This is a genomic window from Seonamhaeicola sp. NFXS20 (assembly GCF_049132085.1).
GTDB lineage: Bacteria > Bacteroidota > Bacteroidia > Flavobacteriales > Flavobacteriaceae > Seonamhaeicola.
Map to the genome: position 1 here is coordinate 35,963 of NZ_JAFMPU010000011.1, position 18,699 is coordinate 54,661.

General features: G+C 32.2%; 17 protein-coding genes. 9 read left to right on the forward strand and 8 right to left on the reverse strand.

Annotated features, from left to right (window positions below; translation table 11 throughout):
- Positions 1 to 19: 19 nt before the first annotated feature.
- Positions 20 to 2,224, forward strand: coding sequence for a RecQ family ATP-dependent DNA helicase (locus J1D01_RS14075; protein WP_421151268.1), 2,205 nt, complete (start codon positions 20 to 22; stop codon positions 2,222 to 2,224).
- A 252-nt stretch (positions 2,225 to 2,476) separates the two neighbouring features.
- On the opposite strand, the gene J1D01_RS14080 is transcribed toward J1D01_RS14075, so the two are convergent.
- Entirely contained in the window at positions 2,477 to 5,068 is a 2,592-nt protein-coding gene (locus tag J1D01_RS14080; protein ID WP_421151269.1) for an SIR2 family protein, read from the reverse strand.
- Positions 5,069 to 5,266: 198 nt separating this feature from the next.
- Here J1D01_RS14080 and J1D01_RS14085 point away from each other — a divergent pair, with 198 nt between their 5' ends.
- The 4 genes from J1D01_RS14085 to J1D01_RS14100 all read left to right on the forward strand — a co-directional run bounded on the left by J1D01_RS14085 (position 5,267) and on the right by J1D01_RS14100 (position 7,831).
- The gene (locus J1D01_RS14085) at positions 5,267 to 6,199 is read left to right on the forward strand and encodes a peptidylprolyl isomerase (RefSeq protein WP_372938272.1); all 933 of its coding nucleotides are present in this window, start codon (positions 5,267 to 5,269) and stop codon (positions 6,197 to 6,199) included.
- Between the two features lie 133 nt (positions 6,200 to 6,332).
- A complete protein-coding gene (locus J1D01_RS14090) occupies positions 6,333 to 6,755 on the forward strand; it encodes a hypothetical protein (protein WP_421151270.1) in 423 nt (140 codons plus the stop codon).
- A gap of 44 nt (positions 6,756 to 6,799) precedes the next feature.
- Entirely contained in the window at positions 6,800 to 7,345 is a 546-nt protein-coding gene (locus J1D01_RS14095) for a YfiT family bacillithiol transferase (RefSeq protein ID WP_421151271.1), read from the forward strand.
- A complete protein-coding gene (locus J1D01_RS14100; protein WP_421151272.1) occupies positions 7,346 to 7,831 on the forward strand; it encodes a GNAT family N-acetyltransferase in 486 nt (161 codons plus the stop codon). It abuts the gene before it with no gap.
- Here the strand turns inward: J1D01_RS14100 and J1D01_RS14105 are convergent.
- Complete coding sequence (locus J1D01_RS14105; RefSeq protein ID WP_421151273.1) at positions 7,824 to 8,384, reverse strand: thioredoxin family protein; 561 nt, start codon at positions 8,382 to 8,384, stop codon at positions 7,824 to 7,826. The two genes, J1D01_RS14100 and J1D01_RS14105, sit on opposite strands and share 8 nt — an antisense overlap.
- A 49-nt stretch (positions 8,385 to 8,433) precedes the next feature.
- Between J1D01_RS14105 and J1D01_RS14110 the strand changes: the two genes are divergently transcribed.
- Genes J1D01_RS14110 through J1D01_RS14120 form a run of 3 tightly spaced genes read left to right on the forward strand, consistent with a single transcriptional unit; the run spans position 8,434 to position 10,712 of the window.
- On the forward strand, positions 8,434 to 8,769 hold the full coding sequence (locus tag J1D01_RS14110) for a tRNA-binding protein (protein WP_372938267.1): 336 nt from the start codon (positions 8,434 to 8,436) through the stop codon (positions 8,767 to 8,769).
- Between the two features lie 4 nt (positions 8,770 to 8,773).
- Positions 8,774 to 9,670 carry a bile acid:sodium symporter family protein gene (locus J1D01_RS14115; RefSeq protein WP_421151274.1) on the forward strand — a complete coding sequence of 299 codons (897 nt, stop codon included), beginning with the start codon at positions 8,774 to 8,776 and terminating at the stop codon, positions 9,668 to 9,670.
- Between the two features lie 58 nt (positions 9,671 to 9,728).
- The gene (locus tag J1D01_RS14120) at positions 9,729 to 10,712 is read left to right on the forward strand and encodes a lysophospholipid acyltransferase family protein (RefSeq protein ID WP_421151275.1); all 984 of its coding nucleotides are present in this window, start codon (positions 9,729 to 9,731) and stop codon (positions 10,710 to 10,712) included.
- Positions 10,713 to 10,909: 197 nt separating this feature from the next.
- Here J1D01_RS14120 and J1D01_RS14125 read toward each other — a convergent pair whose 3' ends face one another.
- Positions 10,910 to 11,335 carry a DUF1573 domain-containing protein gene (locus J1D01_RS14125; RefSeq protein WP_372937295.1) on the reverse strand — a complete coding sequence of 142 codons (426 nt, stop codon included), beginning with the start codon at positions 11,333 to 11,335 and terminating at the stop codon, positions 10,910 to 10,912.
- Positions 11,336 to 11,571: 236 nt separating this feature from the next.
- Here J1D01_RS14125 and J1D01_RS14130 point away from each other — a divergent pair, with 236 nt between their 5' ends.
- Positions 11,572 to 14,208, forward strand: coding sequence for a valine--tRNA ligase (locus tag J1D01_RS14130; RefSeq protein ID WP_421151276.1), 2,637 nt, complete (start codon positions 11,572 to 11,574; stop codon positions 14,206 to 14,208).
- Between the two features lie 25 nt (positions 14,209 to 14,233).
- On the opposite strand, the gene J1D01_RS14135 is transcribed toward J1D01_RS14130, so the two are convergent.
- The 5 genes from J1D01_RS14135 to ftsH form a co-directional block, all read right to left on the reverse strand.
- A complete protein-coding gene (locus J1D01_RS14135) occupies positions 14,234 to 14,500 on the reverse strand; it encodes an acyl-CoA-binding protein (protein WP_076697492.1) in 267 nt (88 codons plus the stop codon).
- Entirely contained in the window at positions 14,500 to 15,150 is a 651-nt protein-coding gene (locus tag J1D01_RS14140) for a phosphatidylserine decarboxylase family protein (RefSeq protein ID WP_372937297.1), read from the reverse strand. Before J1D01_RS14140 ends, J1D01_RS14135 begins: the two co-directional genes overlap by 1 nt.
- Positions 15,140 to 15,961, reverse strand: a complete 822-nt coding sequence (locus J1D01_RS14145) for a phosphatidate cytidylyltransferase (protein ID WP_372937298.1) — start codon at positions 15,959 to 15,961, stop codon at positions 15,140 to 15,142. The genes J1D01_RS14140 and J1D01_RS14145 overlap by 11 nt, the downstream gene beginning before the upstream one ends.
- 1 nt (position 15,962) lies before the next feature.
- Positions 15,963 to 16,571 carry an LUD domain-containing protein gene (locus J1D01_RS14150; protein WP_372937299.1) on the reverse strand — a complete coding sequence of 203 codons (609 nt, stop codon included), beginning with the start codon at positions 16,569 to 16,571 and terminating at the stop codon, positions 15,963 to 15,965.
- A 118-nt stretch (positions 16,572 to 16,689) separates the two neighbouring features.
- On the reverse strand, positions 16,690 to 18,693 hold the full coding sequence (ftsH, locus tag J1D01_RS14155; protein ID WP_421151277.1) for an ATP-dependent zinc metalloprotease FtsH: 2,004 nt from the start codon (positions 18,691 to 18,693) through the stop codon (positions 16,690 to 16,692).
- Positions 18,694 to 18,699: the final 6 nt, after the last annotated feature.

The following is an 18,699-nucleotide window of genomic DNA, read 5'->3' on the forward strand; positions in this document are numbered from 1 at the left end:
TAAATTATTTAATTTATCCATGTTAATAGCAAAAAGTGACTTGCACTCCGCTCTTAAAAAATATTTTGGATTTAATAAATTCAAAGGATTGCAAGAAGACGTTGTAGAAAGTATTTTATCGGGCAATCATACATTTGTAATAATGCCAACAGGTGGTGGTAAATCGCTATGTTATCAATTACCAGCTTTAATGCAAGAAGGTACAGCCATTGTAGTTTCTCCATTAATAGCATTAATGAAAAATCAAGTTGATGCTATAAGAGGTGTTTCTAATGAAGAAGGTATTGCTCATGTATTAAATTCATCATTAAACAAAACAGAAGTAAAGCGTGTTAAGGAAGACATTGTAAATGGTGTTACCAAATTACTGTACGTAGCACCAGAATCTTTAACTAAAGAAGAGAATGTTGACTTTTTAAAAAGCGTAAAAGTGTCTTTTATGGCTATAGATGAAGCCCACTGTATAAGTGAGTGGGGGCATGATTTTAGGCCAGAATACAGGAATTTACGCAGTATAATTGGTAGAATAGGAGATAATATTCCCATTATAGGTTTAACAGCTACCGCAACACCAAAAGTACAAGAAGATATTATAAAAAACCTTGGTATTACTGGTGCAAAAACATTTAAAGCCTCATTTAACAGACCTAATTTATATTATGAGGTAAGGCCAAAAACTAAAAATGTAGATGCCGATATTATTAGGTTTATTAAGCAAAACGAAGGAAAATCTGGTATTGTTTACTGTTTAAGCAGAAAACGTGTAGAAGAACTAGCCCAAGTATTGCAAGTTAATGGTATAAAAGCCGTACCCTATCATGCTGGTTTAGATGCTAAAACCAGGTCTAGTCATCAAGATAAATTCTTAATGGAAGATATTGATGTGGTAGTAGCAACCATTGCCTTTGGTATGGGAATAGACAAACCAGATGTTAGGTTTGTAATACATCATGATATTCCTAAAAGTATAGAAAGTTATTATCAAGAAACGGGTAGAGCAGGTAGAGATGGAGGCGAAGGCCATTGTTTAGCGTTTTATGCCTATAAGGATATAGAGAAATTAGAGAAATTCATGTCTGGTAAGCCCGTAGCAGAACAAGAAATAGGTCATGCACTCTTACAAGAAGTGGTGGCTTTTGCAGAAACCTCAATTTCTAGAAGAAAATTTATTCTACATTATTTTGGTGAAGAGTTTGATAATGAAACCGGTGAAGGTGGCGATATGGATGATAATGTTAGGCATCCTAAAAAGAAACACGAAGCCAAAGAAGATGTTGTTGTTTTATTAGAAACAATTAAAGACACCAATGAAAAGTATAAATCTAAAGACTTAGTTAGTGTAATTGTTGGAAAAGAAAATGCACTAATAAACTCTCATAAAACTAACGAGCAACCGTTTTTTGGAAGAGGAAAAGATAAAGATAAAAAATATTGGATGGCTCTTTTAAGGCAAGTGCTTGTAGCAGGTTATCTTAAAAAAGATATAGAAACATACGGTGTTATTAAGTTACATGATACAGGAAAAGCATTTATAGAAAACCCTGTGTCTTTTATGATGACAGAAGATCATGTTTTTGAAGGCGAGCAGGAAGACGGTACCATTATTACAGCTGCTAAAGGAGGTGGAGCAGTAGCAGATGAAACGCTCATGAACATGCTTAAAGATCTTAGAAAAAAGAATGCTAAAAAACTAGGCGTACCACCATTTGTAATTTTTCAAGATCCATCTCTAGAAGATATGGCACTTAAATACCCTATTTCATTATCAGAATTAGGAAACGTTCATGGTGTTGGAGAAGGTAAAGCAAGAAAATACGGAAAAGATTTTGTAGCGCTTATTGCAAAATATGTAGAAGAAAATGATATTGTGCGTCCAGATGATTTAGTAGTAAAATCTACAGGAAGTAATTCTGCAAACAAACTTTATATCATTCAAAATATAGATAGAAAGCTGCCATTAGACGATATAGCTTCTGCCAAAGGCTTAGAAATGAGCGATTTTATTAAACAAATGGAAGCCATAGTTTACTCAGGTACTAAGTTAAATATTGATTATTGGATTGATGAAATTTTAGACGAAGACCAGCAAGAAGAAATTCATGAGTATTTTATGGAGTCTGAATCTGATGCCATAAAAGATGCTATTGAAGAATTTGATGGCGATTATGATGATGAGGAATTACGTTTATACCGTATAAAATTTATTAGTGAAGTAGCTAACTAGTTAAATATCTTATCGGGTAAGGCTTTCGGGTAGTGGCTACCTCCTATGTCGGGGAGCTTCAACAAACTTGTACTGAGCGTAGTTGAAGTATGCCTTAATCCTTAATGCATGTTTTTGCTAACAATAATATTGTTTAATTTTTGGTTGGTTTGTTTAACGTTCTAGGGTATGAAACGTAGGGCATTTCGGAGCTGCGTTCTTGTCAGACAAAGTTTGTTAAGTACCGAAAACTTGCAAAAACCACTGTCATCCCTATGTTTTATACCCATTGTTTTTTCTTTTATTTCTTTTTTTCTTCTTTCTAAATCTATTCTGATTCTCGGCAATAATGTGTTCTAAATACTTTGATTCTTTTTCTAATTCTAGGCTGTCAAAAACCCTTTTTAAATAGGGTAGATTAACTGTGTATAAATCAATTTTTGGCCAATTTAAAATAGCATCGATATAAACTTGAGAACATTGCGAGATTATCTTTTTATACAGGTATTTGTCAACTTTAAAATAAATTGGAACAAAATGAAGAAATACTTGCTCTCCTGTTTTATTTAAGGATTTCGAAATCATGTCAGCTAGTCTATCGGAGTCTGCGTTTCTTACTTCAAAACAGAATTTGTCATGATTAAAGACCAATAATTTAGACATCGCATTTCCAAATTGCTGGTAAGTGAAATCATTATTATTGATTTTTTCAGTTACAAAACCGTCTTTTAGGTTATTTGCGATTTTTGCGATTTTGTCAAAATCGATTTTACTCAAATATTCCAATGCTTCAGCAATTGACAATAAGTCCGCTTTTTCAAACTTTTTAATCAACTCAGCTTCATCTGTAATTGCTAGTAATTTTTTTGAAAGGGCAAAATCAACATCCTTAAGTGTGAAAAGCAAAGACTTAAATGAATGCAGATTGGTTTCATTTAGTTTTGTTTGAATTATACTGAAATCAAGGTTTGCAATTAGGTTTTTTGTTTTTCTCTTGTCTAGCCTATTGAAAACTTTTAGTGAATTACTAAGTAGTGAAATGCTCTGCTCATTTAACTTAGCAACAATTAGAGAGCTATCTAATTGATTGAATAAGTTTTGACATTCTTTGAAATAGACATTGGATATGTTCTCTAAAAACAAAGTAGACTCTTTAATGTCTTCGGTCTTTATTTTCTCTTGTATCAAGTCATTTTTAGAAATGAGAATGTCAAGACCATCTTTATGACTAAGAGTCTTGATTTGGTAAGTTATTTGTCTTAGGGATAGATTTTCAAAATTCAAATTGTCATTGCCAATTTCTCGTTGAGAAACAATTTGGTCAATCTTGTCTTTTGAGATTGCTCTTAGCTCATTAATTGCGGAATACAAATCAGCGGGACTAGCAACTTCTATCTTTGAAAACAGCACTTCATTGCTCATTTTATCAAGTATGCTCTTTGTTCTCTCAAAGTCTATTTTTTTAAGGTTAGAAAGAGCATTTGAAATGTGCTGAATACTAGCTTCATTGAGCTTGCTTTCAAAAAAGTTATTCTGGTCTAATTCCTTGAACAAATAGTTAGCATCTTCCCACCCTTCTTTTGTATTTGTATGAATGTTCTTTAATGTTCTGCTAATCCCATCAATTCTGAGCTTTCTTAGAAAATCAACCTGTTCATTTATTGGTAGTTCAACTACTCTATAGAAACTGTTTCTATCAAGAATAACATCCAATGTCTTGTTGATTTCTTCTTTTTGAGTTTCTGTGTATTCAGGATTGTCAGTTATTTCAGTTTGCAGTTGTGAGATATATTCATTTAACTCTAATTCTTTCTGTTCCGCATTTTTTCGGAAATCGGGAATGTCTATCTCGTCTTTAAAAACTTCATACAGCTTTATGACAAGGTGTTCAAAGCTTTCAATTTCAATGAAAAACGAGTTTTCTGTTTGATTGATTAATTCTTTGACACGCCAATTTAGCTTTTCGGGATTTCGACCGCACCATAGCAGTCCATACTTAGAACTTTTCAATTCTGAAAGAACATTCATGATTGATTCGTCTGCACCGTTATAACCGATTACAACTAAATCAAAGGCTTTTAGACACTCTTCAAACTTCACTTGCATGTTATTCCACAAAAGTTCAGTCTCAGGTTTGGTGTTTTTTATGTTCTCAAAAAGAAAATCACCATGAAGTTTAATAATGTTTGGTCTAGCACTTAAAGGATTAATATATTGGGCAACTTCGTTGTGTGAATAGATTTTTGGTTTTATATCTGTGTATCTAATAACAGCATCATAAATCAGGTCATCAAAATTCGTGGTGAAAAGATTTGTGATCTTTCCATTAGAAATTAAATGAGCAAGGAGAAGATATGGTGCGGAAGGTTCTTTCGTGTCTATATGGTACTCTATGAACTTTTGTCTTTCTCGAGGATTTTCAGAGTACTGTTCAAACCAAAAACCGTACTGTAAATCTTCGCATAAGTTGGTTACAATTTCTTGCTTATTAATCTTATCAAGAGCTGTCTCTAAGTATTTTGGGGTGGATTCTTTTAGTTTGTCAAAAGCCATCAGAGCCTTTTCTTTCAACTCTGTTTCTGCTTCAATACATTTTGTTTCATAGTCATCCTGAATGTCATCAAAAGCAGGTGCGTTAACTTCATATAAACTGTCAAGGTACTTAGAACTGTCCGTATAATTTTTTATGTACCATAGCTTTTTTAAGTGTTCAATAATTCCATATCCTGTCGGAATATTTGAACTTCTTGAGCAACCTGCACCAAATAAAAATGAACACTTTGGGAGTTCTTTAAAGTCTCCGTTCGGTTCTCTGAATTTGTTAATCAGAAATTCAATTGGTTTTATCTTGTTACTACGTATCATTTCATTTTACATTAGGCACAACTTAAGAATATACATCGTTTTAAACGACTTATATCCAACGCTAAACAAATTTCGGTAATTTTTCTCACAAAATCAAGGTGGTTTGCCAAGATAAAGACCCCAATTAAAATCCATGAAATCAAGATGTAAAAATTACCATGCTTTCCCTATCTTTGCACTTTCTTAAAAATTAGAACAATGCAAGACGGATTATACGCAAAATTCAACACCACAAAAGGCGAAATTTTAGTTGCTTTAGAATACAAAAAAACGCCTGGTACAGTAGGTAACTTTGTAGCTTTAGCAGAAGGTAATTTAGAGAATTCTGTTAAACCTCAAGGTACGCCTTATTATGATGGTTTAAAATTCCACAGGGTAATTCCAGATTTTATGATACAAGGAGGTTGCCCTCAAGGTACAGGAACAGGAAATCCAGGATACCAGTTTGATGACGAATTTCACCCAGATTTAAAACATGATGGTCCCGGTGTACTTTCTATGGCTAATGCAGGACCAGGTACTAATGGAAGTCAGTTTTTTATAACACACGTTGAAACCCCTTGGTTAGATAATAATCACACTGTTTTTGGTAAAGTTACAGAAGGACAAGACGTAGTAGATGCTATTGCGCAAGGCGATACTATTGAAACTTTAGAAATTCTTAGAGTAGGAGCAGAAGCAGAAGCATTTAACGCTGTAGAAGCTTTTAGAACTTTTGAAGGTGCTAGAGAAAAAAGAGAGCAAGAAGAAAAAGCAAAAGCAGAGGCCGAATTAGATAAACTAGCAGCAGGTTTTGAGAAGACCGAAAGTGGTTTGAGATACCAAATTATTCAAAAAGGAGATGGAGCAAAACCAGAAAAAGGTAAAACCGTTTCTGTTCATTATAAAGGACAATTAGCAGATGGTACTGTTTTCGATTCTTCTTACAAAAGAAATCAGCCTATAGATTTTCCTATTGGTGTAGGTCAAGTAATTCCTGGTTGGGATGAAGGTATTCAATTATTAAATGTAGGTGATAAAGCCCGTTTAGTAATTCCTAGTCACTTAGGGTATGGTAGTAGAGGTGCTGGAGGTGTTATTCCACCAAACGCTACACTAATTTTTGATGTAGAATTAATGGATGTAAAATAAAAGTCATTCTTTTTTTTAAATATATGAAAAGCACTTTGTAAGAAGTGCTTTTCTTTTTGTTTACAGTAAATTCTACAATATTCATCGAGTTTTTTTTACATAAACAAAAAATAATCATAACTTATAAGCTATAATGATTAGTGTAAGAGAAACAACATTTTATGCCGAAGTTTTAAAGGAATTACATTATCCTTATGCCACTGTGTTTATATTTAAAGGTTTTATAGTTGTTGAAGTTAATGAAGGCATTGAATATACTTGGGATAATCACGGAAAACCTGTAGCAGATGATGTTGCCTGTTATCTGGGAACCGATGGAAAAGATTTAATTTATATATCTAATAGAATTCACTCTTACTCTGTAGTTGCTCAAGATTGGTTAAAGTTTTATAGAAGCAGTTATGGGTTAAAAGAATATTACGTTGTAAGTGCTACCCCTAAAGGAAAATTCAATTTAATATTTGAAAATTTATTCTTTTATAAAAAAATTAGAAATTTTACTTCATTAAAGGAAGCTATTAAATTAGCAAAAAGTTCGGTAGTTAAAGTATTTTAAATTTCAAAATATCCTTAATTTGGTAGGGTGTTAAATTTATATTTATGAATGCTGCAACGTTACAACAATTAAAATACCCTATAGGGCAGTTTGAATGTCCTGATACCATCACAAAAAAGCATATAGACGATTGGATTTCGGTTTTAGAAAAATTTCCAATTAAGCTAGAAGCCTTAGTAAAGCACCTAACAAAAGAACAGTTAGATACTCAATACAGACCCGAAGGGTGGACCATTAGGCAGGTAGTGCATCATATAGCCGATAGTCATCACCATAGTTACACCCGTTTTAAATGGGCTTTAACCGAAGATAAACCAGTAATAAAACCCTATAACGAAGCAGATTGGGCAGCCTTAAATGACAGTAAAACAGCTCCAATACAAATGTCTTTAGAGCATATTAAGGCCATTCACTACAAACTAGTGTATTTGTTAAAGGGGTTGTCTCAGGCAGATTTAAATAAAAGTTTTATTCATCCTGAAACCAACTCAGAAATATTGCTGTCTTATAATATTGGTAATTATGCGTGGCATAGTAATCACCATTACGCACATATAGAAAATTTGCTTAAACGTAAAGCTTGGATGTAAATGGTTAGAGATTTTAAAACTAAAGATACACAGCAACTTCTAGACATATATAATTACTATGTAGTAAACTCTGTTGCAACCTTTGATACTGAACCTGTAGCATTTAAAGCGTATTCTGAAAAATTACATAAAATAAATAAAGCATACCCTTTAATAGTTTTTGAAGAAGATGATACTATTTTAGGTTTTGCTTACGGAAGCAAGTTTAGACCCAAACCAGCCTATAACGGAACAGTAGAAGCTACTGTTTATGTTAAGCATACGGCTCATGGAAAACAAATAGGAACAACACTTTACACAAAATTATTAACCCTATTAAAACAACAAAACTTTCATTCTGTAATAGGGGTTTTAACCATCCCCAATGCTGCTAGTGTTAAACTGCATGAAAAGTTTGGTTTTACACAAGTAGCCGAATTAAAAGAAGTAGGATTTAAGTTTGGTAAATGGCAAAATGTGGGCTTTTGGCAATTAAATTTTAATTAGTTTTCCATTTAATATTGCATCCAATACTTGGTTTTTGTATAGCTGTATTTTCTTTGTTTTCAATTAAACAATCTAAAGCATGCCTTAAGTCTTTACCATTTAATGGCTTGCCATTTTCTGGTCTAGAATCATCTAACTGGCCTCTGTAAACCAATTTTAAATGGTTATCAAAAACATAAAAATCTGGCGTACAGGCAGCATCATAAGCTTTTGCAATTTCTTGAGACTCATCATACAAATAAGGAAACGGATAGCCTTCTTTTTTGGCGTGAATTTTCATTTTTTCCGGACTATCTTGTGGGTAATTAACAACATCGTTACTAGAAATAGCAACAAAGCCAATACCCTTTTTTGCATAGGCATTTGCTATAGCAACAATCTCAGAATTTACATGAATAACAAAAGGACAGTGGTTACAAATAAACATAATTACAGTGCCTTTTTCACCTTTAACATCGTTTAACCCTATTGTAGTATTAGATGTGGTATCAGGTAATGAAAAATTAGGCGCTAAGGTTCCTAACGGAAGCATATTTGAAGGTGTTCTTGCCATAAAAAAAAATGATTTATTCAAAGTTCGTGATTATTTGTATTTTTAAAAAATGAATGACACAATAACTTTTGAAGATTTTACCAAAGTAGATTTAAGAGTAGGAACCATTATAGAGGTTAATGATTTTCCTGAAGCCAAAAAACCAGCATATCAATTAACAATAGATTTTGGAGCTTTAGGAATTAAAAAATCTTCTGCTCAAATTACTTCACTATATAAAAAAGAAGATTTGTTACAAAGACAAATTGTGGCTGTAGTAAACTTCCCTAAAAAACAAATAGCCAAATTTATGAGTGAATGTTTGGTTTTAGGTGCTGTTAATGGTAAAGATGTGATGCTTTTAAACCTAGAAAATAAAGTGATTAACGGCAGTATTGTATCTTAAAGATATGCAAGAACTAGATTCTGTAAAGATAAACTTTGATAGTGGTGGGCTATGGATATTAAATATAGCGTTAGCGGTGGTTATGTTTGGGGTAGCTTTAGGAATAACACTAAACGATTTTAAAAATTTATTGAAACAACCTAAGCTGGTTTTTGTTGGTGTTTTGTCTCAGTTTATATTGCTGCCTTTTATTACATTTTTATTGGTAAACCTTATTAAACCCCAACCTAGTATTGCTTTAGGAATGATGATGGTGGCTGCTTGCCCTGGAGGTAATATTTCTAATTTTATGACACATATGGCTAAAGGTAATACGGCACTGTCTATTAGTTTAACCGCATTTGCAACATTTTTTGCCATTGTTATGACGCCTTTTAATTTTCAGTTTTATGGCGGTTTATACCAACCAACGGCGCAATTATTAAAAGAAGTAGAATTAAACCCTTTAGAATTAGTGAAATTGGTAACTTTAATTCTTGGTATTCCTTTGGTTTTAGGCATGGTATTAAGGCATTTTAAAGAGCAATTAGCACTAATAATTTCAAAAGTATTAAAGCCATTGTCAATATTTATTTTTGCTACAATAGTTGTAATTGCATTTTCAAATAATATTGATATTTTTAATACCTACATACATCATGTATTGGTTATAGGTATTTCACACAATATATTAGCCATTTTATTGGGTTTAGCTGTAGCTATATTATTTAAGTTGTCTTTTAAAAATAGAAAAACCATTGCCATAGAAACTGGTATTCAAAATTCTGGATTGGGCTTATTACTTATTTTTACATTTTTTAACGGTTTAGGCGGAATGGCAATTTTAGCAGCTTTTTGGGGGATTTGGCATATTATTTCTGGGTTACTACTGGCTTTTTATTGGTCTTCTAAAAGTGATTAAGTATTACAATTTGAAAAAAATTTGGTTATATAGTGTACGACTGTATTTAAGGTTAGGAATGTTTTTCTACTTTAAAAAAGTACTAGTTCAAGGTGTTAAAAATATTCCAAAGAATAAACCCGTTTTACTTTTAGGAAATCATCAGAATGCGCTTTTAGATCCTTTATTAATTGCCGTTTACTCTAATAGATTTTCTTTTTTTCTTACCAGAGCTGCCGTTTTTAAAAGGACGTTTATAAGTAGCATTTTGAAGAGTTTACAAATGCTTCCTGTTTATAGAATTAGAGATGGATGGAGTAGTATATCAAATAATAACGCTGTTTTTGAGACTTGTTCTGAGTTGCTAAATGATAATGAAGCCATTGTGATTTTTCCGGAAGGTAACCATAATTTAGCAAGACGTGTAAGGCCACTTAGCAAAGGCTTTACTAGAATTATTTTTGAGACTTTAGAAAAATATCCGAATGTAGATTTACAATTAGTCCCAATAGGATTTAATTATCAAAATGCTCTAAACTTTCCTGATAGTGCATCTTTAATTTTTGGAAAACCTATAGCAGCAAAAGATTTTGTTTCAGAAAATAGACGTGATGATGTTATTGCTTTAAAAGAGGTTGTTTATTCAGAATTAAAGAAATTAACTACTCACATTCCACAGGAACATTATGAGGATGATTTAAACAAATTAAAGTCTTTGCATGTTGATTTTTTAAAGCCAAAAGAGGTAAATAAATGTATTGAAAGTGACTTTAAAAGTTGTAATAAAAAAGAGCAGTCTAAAATTAGTGGTTTAAAAAGGAGCCTTAAATTATTGCTGATAATTAATTTAATAATGCCTTACGCTATTTGGAAATTAGCTGTTGAAACAAAAATTACTGAGTTAGAATTTGTGTCAACGTTTAGGTTCGCGGTTGCAATAACCTTAGTTCCTTTTTGGATTTTAATAATATCTGTTGTACTGATATTAAATTTTGGATGGCTTGCGGGTTTAATTTATTTTGTTTCAAGTTTAGTTTTAGCACTTTTAACAACTAAGCTGTAATAATAAAAAGCCGTAACATAGTTACGTTTTACGTTTTTTATGACTGGAATTGTCTTGTCTTGAAATAGCTTTAAAACTATAGTTATATAAATCAAAAAACCTGAACAATAAAACAACGTATTGTTCAGGTTTAATAAATTATTTTAATCCTTTAATAATCTATATCAGTATATTGTTTGTAGGACTAAATTTTTTCTTTATTTCTGTACTATGCTTTTATTTTTTTTTTCAAGTACACTAGCTTTACTAGAATCTACCACTAAGCCTTTAATTTTTAAAGCAACAGTAGGTGTTTTAGCATTAGAAATTACAGTAATAGTTTTTCTAATAGGATTCACTCTGTTAGTGTCATATTTTACCTTAATTTCTCCCGTTTTACCTGGCATAATGGGGTCTTTAGGTTTAGATGGAATAGTACACCCACAAGATGATTTAACATTAGAAATTATAAGTGGGGCATTTCCAGTATTAGTAAATTCAAAAACCCTTACACCATCAGATCCTTTTTCAATAGTTCCATAGTCTATCGTTTCAGTTTTAAACTTTATTTCTGCCTGTTTTTCTTGAGCAGTAACAGAGAAACTGATTAAACCGATAAATAAAATTGTAATTAAATGTTTCATTACTTTTACTTTTTTAATTCTTTGTAAACATAGGTACTTTTTCTATAATCAGCAAAAAAAATAGACGAAATACACATGTGTTAACATATTTAACTTGGTTAAAAGTACATATTACTTTTCTTAAGATTATTTAAAAAATCGTTAAAATTATTAGTCTTTCAAAAGCGCATAATAGTTTTTACAGAAAAAGAAATATAAGTACTTTTGCCAATTATTATTCAAAAACTATTCCAAACATGAGTATTCCATCAAAATACGATGCACAACAGGTAGAAAATAAGTGGTACGACTACTGGATGAAACATAATTATTTTCATTCTACACCAGATGATAGGGAGCCGTATACTATTGTTATTCCGCCACCAAACGTCACAGGAGTACTGCACATGGGACATATGTTGAATAATACCATTCAAGATGTGTTAATTCGTCGTGCACGCTTACAAGGTAAAAATGCCTGTTGGGTACCCGGTACAGACCACGCATCTATTGCTACTGAAGCCAAAGTAGTAGCGAAACTTAAGGAACAAGGCATAGATAAAAACGATTTATCTCGCGATGAGTTTTTAAAGCACGCTTGGGATTGGACGCACGAATACGGTGGTGTAATACTGGAACAGTTAAAAAAACTAGGGTGTTCTTGCGATTGGGATCGTACCAAATTTACTATGGACGACGATATGAGCGAAGCCGTAATAAAAGTGTTTGTTGATTTGTACAACAAAGGTTTAATTTACCGCGGTTATCGTATGGTAAACTGGGATCCAGAAGCCAAAACAACACTTTCTGATGAAGAAGTTGAATACGTAGATAAACAAGGAAAATTATATCATATTAAATACCAAATTGAAGGTAGTAATGAAACGTTAACCATTGCTACAACACGTCCTGAAACTATTTTAGGCGATTCTGCAATTTGTATAAACCCAGAAGATGAACGTCATTTTAACCTAAAAGGAAAAAAAGCCATTGTACCAATTTGCAATCGTGTCATTCCTATTATTGAAGACGATTATGTAGATATAGAGTTTGGAACAGGTTGTTTAAAAGTAACACCAGCTCACGATGAAAACGATAAGGTTTTAGGTGATAAGCACAAGCTTGAAGTTATTGATATTTTTAATGAAGATGCAACCTTAAACAGTTACGGTTTGCATTACGAAGGAAAAGATCGTTTTGATGTTAGAAAAGACATTGTAAAAGAACTTGAAAGCTTAGGATTAATTGAAAAAATAGAAGATTACAATAACCGTGTTGGTATTTCTGAGCGAACAAAAGCTATTATAGAGCCACGATTAAGCGACCAATGGTTCTTAAAAATGGAAGCATTGGTAAAACCTGCAATTGAAGCGGTTTTAGGTGAAAATAACGACATTCAATTATTTCCTAAAAAGTTCGAGAATACCTATCGCCACTGGATGGAAAACATCCGCGATTGGAATATTTCACGTCAGTTGCTTTGGGGGCAGCAAATTCCAGCCTATTACTATGGTGATGGAAAAGAAGATTTTGTGGTAGCCGAAACTATTGAAGAGGCCGTGAAATTAGCTCAAGAAAAAACAGGAAATTCAGCATTAAAAGCTTCAGATTTAACTCAAGAAAAAGACGCGTTAGATACTTGGTTCTCGTCATGGTTATGGCCAATGTCGGTTTTCGATGGTATTCGTAACCCAGAAAATGAGGATATAAAATATTATTACCCAACAAACGATTTGGTTACAGGTCCAGATATTTTATTCTTCTGGGTAGCCCGTATGATAATTGCTGGTTACGAGTATAAAGGAGAAAAGCCTTTTAAAAATGTATACTTAACAGGTTTGGTACGTGATAAGCAACGTCGTAAAATGAGTAAATCCTTAGGAAACTCACCAGACGCCTTAAAACTTATTGAAGAATACAGTGCCGATGGTGTTCGTGTTGGTTTACTATTAAGTAGTGCTGCTGGAAATGATTTATTGTTCGATGAGTCATTGTGCCAACAAGGTAAAGGTTTTGGTAACAAAATCTGGAATGCTTATCGTTTAGTAGATGGTTGGGAAGTATCAGAAACGATTGAACAACCAGAAGCCAGTAAAATAGCTATTGAATGGTACGAATCTAAATTTCAAAAAGCATTAATAGAGATTGAAGATCACTTTAGTAAATACCGTTTGAGTGATGCATTAATGGCTATTTACAAGTTAATTTACGACGATTTTTGTGGTTGGTTGCTAGAAATGGTAAAACCAGCGTACCAACAGCCAATTGACACGAAAACATATAATGCCATTATTTCAATTTTTGAAGATAATTTAAAAATTGTACATCCGTTTATGCCATTTTTAACTGAAGATTTATGGCATTACATAAAAGAACGTACACCCGAAGAAGCTTTAATTGTAGCCAGTTGGCCAACAGCAAAACCAATTAACGAAACGTTGATTTCTGAATTTGATTTTGCTTCGGAAGTTATTTCGGGTATTCGTACCATTAGAAAGGAAAAAAATATAGCCTTTAAAGATGCAATTGGTTTTTCTGTAATAAACAACGAAAAATCATCAACTACGTTTGATGCTATTATTGCCAAAATGGGTAATCTTGAAGCTATTGAATATGTAGATGAAGCAGTAGAAGGCGCTTTAACCTTTAGAGTGAAATCTAACGAGTATTTTGTGCCAATGGCAGGTGCGATAGATGTTGAAGCTGAAATTAAAAAACTAACCGAAGAGTTAAATTACACCGAAGGGTTTTTAAAATCGGTGCAGAAAAAACTATCCAATGAGCGTTTTGTAAATAATGCACCAGAGCAAGTTGTAGCTAGCGAGAAAAAGAAAGAAGCCGATGCTTTAGCTAAAATTGAAACGTTAAAAGCTAGTTTAGCTAGTTTAAAATAAGGTGACAAAACCTAAAACGAGTTAATTATTCTCTGTATAAAAAGTATTTATTAACTAGTTCTATATACTTTATTTTAGCCTCATCTTGAGAGATGTCTTTTGCTTGAAATAAAGCATTTGTTTTAAAAGCATTTATTAAAGCTTCTCTACTTTTTGGTCTGCCATAATCATTGGTAGCCTTTTTGTAATAGGCATAAAGTTTTAATAAGGTGTCGGCAGGAAAAGGCTCTTTATGAGCATTAACTCTAGCCACAGCTTCTTTAAATTCTATGTCTAATTCTTCACTACTCATTACATTTCAGCTATAATGGTTTCGCCACCTCGAACTTTTTGATTTAATTCAATTTTTAAATTAGTGTCCAAAGGTAAAAATAAATCTACTCTAGACCCAAATTTAATAAAACCAGCATCATCACCTTGTTTAGCAGTTTCATTTACTTTAGCATAATTAACAATGCGTTTTGCTAAAGCTCCTGCAATTTGTCTATACAATACTTTTCCGTAGGTTTCATTCTCAACAACAATAGAGGTTCGTTCATTTTCTTCACTTGCCTTAGGATGCCATGCAACTAAATACTTACCAGGGTGATATTTGCTAAAAATAATTTTACCGCTAATAGGATAACGTGTTACATGAACGTTTATTGGAGACATAAATACGCTAACCTGAAGGCGCTTTTCTTTAAAATATTCTTTTTCAAAAACCTCTTCAATAACTACTACTTTACCATCAACAGGAGCAATAACTTGTTTGTTGTTAACAACTGTTTTGCGTTTAGGATTTCTAAAAAACTGAAGTATTAGTAATAATAACACTAAAAAGGCTATCATTAACAATGTGCGCAACCAATGGATAGAAATAAAACTATCAATCAATAAAAATGATGCCACAACAATAACAAATGTTATAACAATTATTTTATGGCCTTCTTTATGAAACATACTGTAAAAGTCTTAAAAATGAATAAATAAACGGTGCTGCAAAAATGATACTATCTAATCGGTCTAACAAACCACCATGACCAGGCATAATTACACCGCTATCTTTAACACCTGCTTGTCTTTTAAATTTAGATTCTATTAAATCTCCTATGGTACCAAATACACTAATAATTATACTTAAAATTAGCCAATTGCTAAAGTTTAAAGTTTCTGTAAAGTTAGCAATAAAATAACTTGCTACGCATGAAAAGAATAAGCCTCCTAAAAAACCTTCAACTGTTTTTTTGGGTGAAATTTTTGCAAACAGTTTTTGTTTACCAAAATTTTTACCAACTAAATACGCAAAAGAATCGTTTACCCATATAAGGATAAAGGCTCCAAGTAATATTGTTGAATTGTAAATGTTTTGATAGTTGGCAATTAAAATGATAAAAACAAAAGCACTTGATAAATAAAAGGTTGTTAATAGAAATTTTTTTGATGCAAATAAGGGGATGGTTTTTTCTGAAAACAAATCTTTAATTAGAAAGAGTTCAACAAAAATGGTTATTACCATAAGAATCTGAGTAGCTTCATCTAAACCTAAATGGGTGTTTAATACCAGTTTCCAATACACGAATATAAAGTAGAGAACCACATAAATAATGTACGGAAAGATGCCTTTTAATTGAACAAGTTTTTTAAATTCTGCTAAACAAATAAAACCAAATACAAAAAAAAGAATGATTAAGGCATGCTCATTTTGAAAACAACCTATTAGTAGTGAAATGTAAAGAAGGCCAGAGAGACCTCTTATTAGAATTTCTTTCATTCTATAAATCTTCTAAAAGTAGTAAGTATAGGTTTTTAGCACTGCTACCATAACTTAAAAAGTCTTTTTCATCTCCAGATTTAAAGTGTTTAATGGTAGTGATATTGGTAGGGATTTTTTGTTTGTTTTTAGATTTTATACCACGTAATCCTTCACCAATATTTTCAACTATTTGGCTAGTGGTTGCAAAAACTACAAAATTAACAGGAAGTTCTGGTAGTTTTTTTTCAAAAATTTGTTTTGAAGAGATTAATAAAGACCCATCATTTGCAATTAAATTTTCACAAGTTGTAAAGAAAAAAGTTGATTCACTAATATTTAGAGTGGGACTTAAATCAGAATTTTTGAATTTGTCTTTTAAATTGTTATCAAGCAGTAGCACTTTTTTATCATGCCATTTATTTTCTTCAATGATATTGTCTAAATTCTGATAGATTTCATTTAAATTCTCACAATAGAGAAATTTACCACCATTAGCCTTGAAGTTTATTGTAAACCTCTCATCTATAGGTAGTTTTATTTCTGGCATGTATTTACCTCTTTCTTCAGATTTTAATTCCTCTTTTGAACTTTCAGATTTGGAACCAAAAATTTTTCTAAAAAGACTCATGGAGTGATTGCTATTAACCTAATTTTTTGTTGTTTACCAAATATAAAAAATCTTAAATTAAACTTAAGTTTAATTTAAGATTTTTATTAAAAGCTTAACGAAATAAGCTAATTTCAATTTATTTTTCAGAGTTTTCTGTACTTTCAGAATCCTTTGGGTTTTCTTTTGTATTCTCTTCTGTTTCCTTTTTGTCTTCTATCTTTTCTTTATCAAAAGCACGTTTACCAAAAATTCTTTCTAAATTATCTTTAAAAATAACTTCTTTATCAAGTAATTCTTCAGCAAGTTCTGTGAGCTTATCTTTGTTAGCTTCTAAAAGTTTAACAGCTCTTCTGTATTGCTCTTCTATAATATCTGAAATTTCTTTGTCAATTAACTCAGCAGTTTGTTCACTATATGGTTTGGTAAACCCATATTCATTTTGGCCTGAAGAGTCATAATAGGTAAGATTACCAATTTTATCGCTAAGTCCGTAAATGGTTACCATAGCTCTAGCTTGTTTAGTAACCTTTTCTAAATCACTTAAAGCTCCAGTTGAAATTTCATTAAAAATAACTTGTTCTGCAGCTCTTCCTCCTAAAGCGGCACACATTTCATCTAACATTTGTTCTGGGCGAACAATAAGTCTTTCTTCTGGTAAATACCAAGCAGCTCCTAAAGAACGACCACGTGGAACTATAGTTACTTTTACAAGTGGTGCAGCGTGTTCTAGCATCCAACTTACCACAGCATGACCTGCTTCGTGGAAAGCAACCGCTCTTTTTTCACTTGGGGTAATGATTTTATTTTTCTTTTCTAATCCACCTATAATTCTATCTACTGCATCAAGAAAATCTTGTTTATCAACTTCTTTTTTACCATTTCTAGCAGCAATTAAAGCGGCTTCGTTACAAACATTTGCAATATCAGCACCAGAGAAACCAGGAGTTTGTTTAGAAAGAAAATCGGTATCTAAATCTTTAGCTTTTTTAAGAGGTCTTAAATGCACTTCAAAAATTTCTTTACGTTCTCTAACATCTGGTAAATCAACATAAATTTGTCGGTCAAATCTACCAGCACGCATTAAGGCTTTATCTAAAATATCAGCTCTATTGGTTGCGGCAAGTACTATAACATTTGTATTAGTACCAAAGCCATCCATTTCAGTAAGTAGTTGATTTAAAGTGTTTTCTCTTTCGTCATTACTTCCAGACATGGCATTTTTACCTCTAGCTCTACCAATAGCATCAATTTCATCAATAAAAATAATTGAAGGTGATTTTTCTTTGGCTTGCTTAAATAAGTCACGTACACGTGATGCACCAACACCAACAAACATTTCTACAAAATCTGAACCAGAAAGCGAGAAGAAAGGCACTTTTGCTTCGCCAGCTACAGCTTTAGCTAATAAGGTTTTTCCGGTTCCTGGAGGGCCAACAAGTAATGCGCCTTTTGGAATTTTTCCTCCCAGTGTGGTGTATTTTTCAGGGAATTTTAAAAAGTCTACAATTTCTTGAACTTCTTCTTTTGCACCTTCTAGACCAGCTACATCTTTAAAAGAGGTTTTAACTTCTGTATTTTGATCAAATAGTTTAGCTTTAGATTTTCCTATGTTGAAAATTTGTCCGCCAGCACCACCACCAGCACCACCAGACATTCTTCGCATTATAAAAATCCAAACTCCAATTAGTAGAATAAAAGGGAGTATGCCTATTAATAAGTTTCCTATAGTATCGGTTTCTGTATCGAATTCAACTATAGGTTTGGCATCTAAGTTATCTATAATACTATTTAGTTTGTTTTCAAAATTCTGAAGGTCTCCAAACTCAAATTCATAGTTTGGTATACGACCAACAGTTGGAATAAAGGTTTGTTGTTTAGAATTTTTGTGCTCATCTTTAGCTTCTGCCTCAGAGGTTAAATAAACTCTAGCAACTCTTGTGTTTTTTACAATATCAACTTTTTCAACATCGCCATTGGCTAAAAATTTAAAGAAATCTGATGTTGTAGTTTTAGAGCCACCACTATTACTACTGCTTCCAAATAATTGAAACCCTAAAAATAGGGCAATTAAAATACCGTAAATCCAATACGGGCTAAATTTTGGTTTTTTGTCTTTTATGTTTTTTTTATCGTTTGCCATGTAATT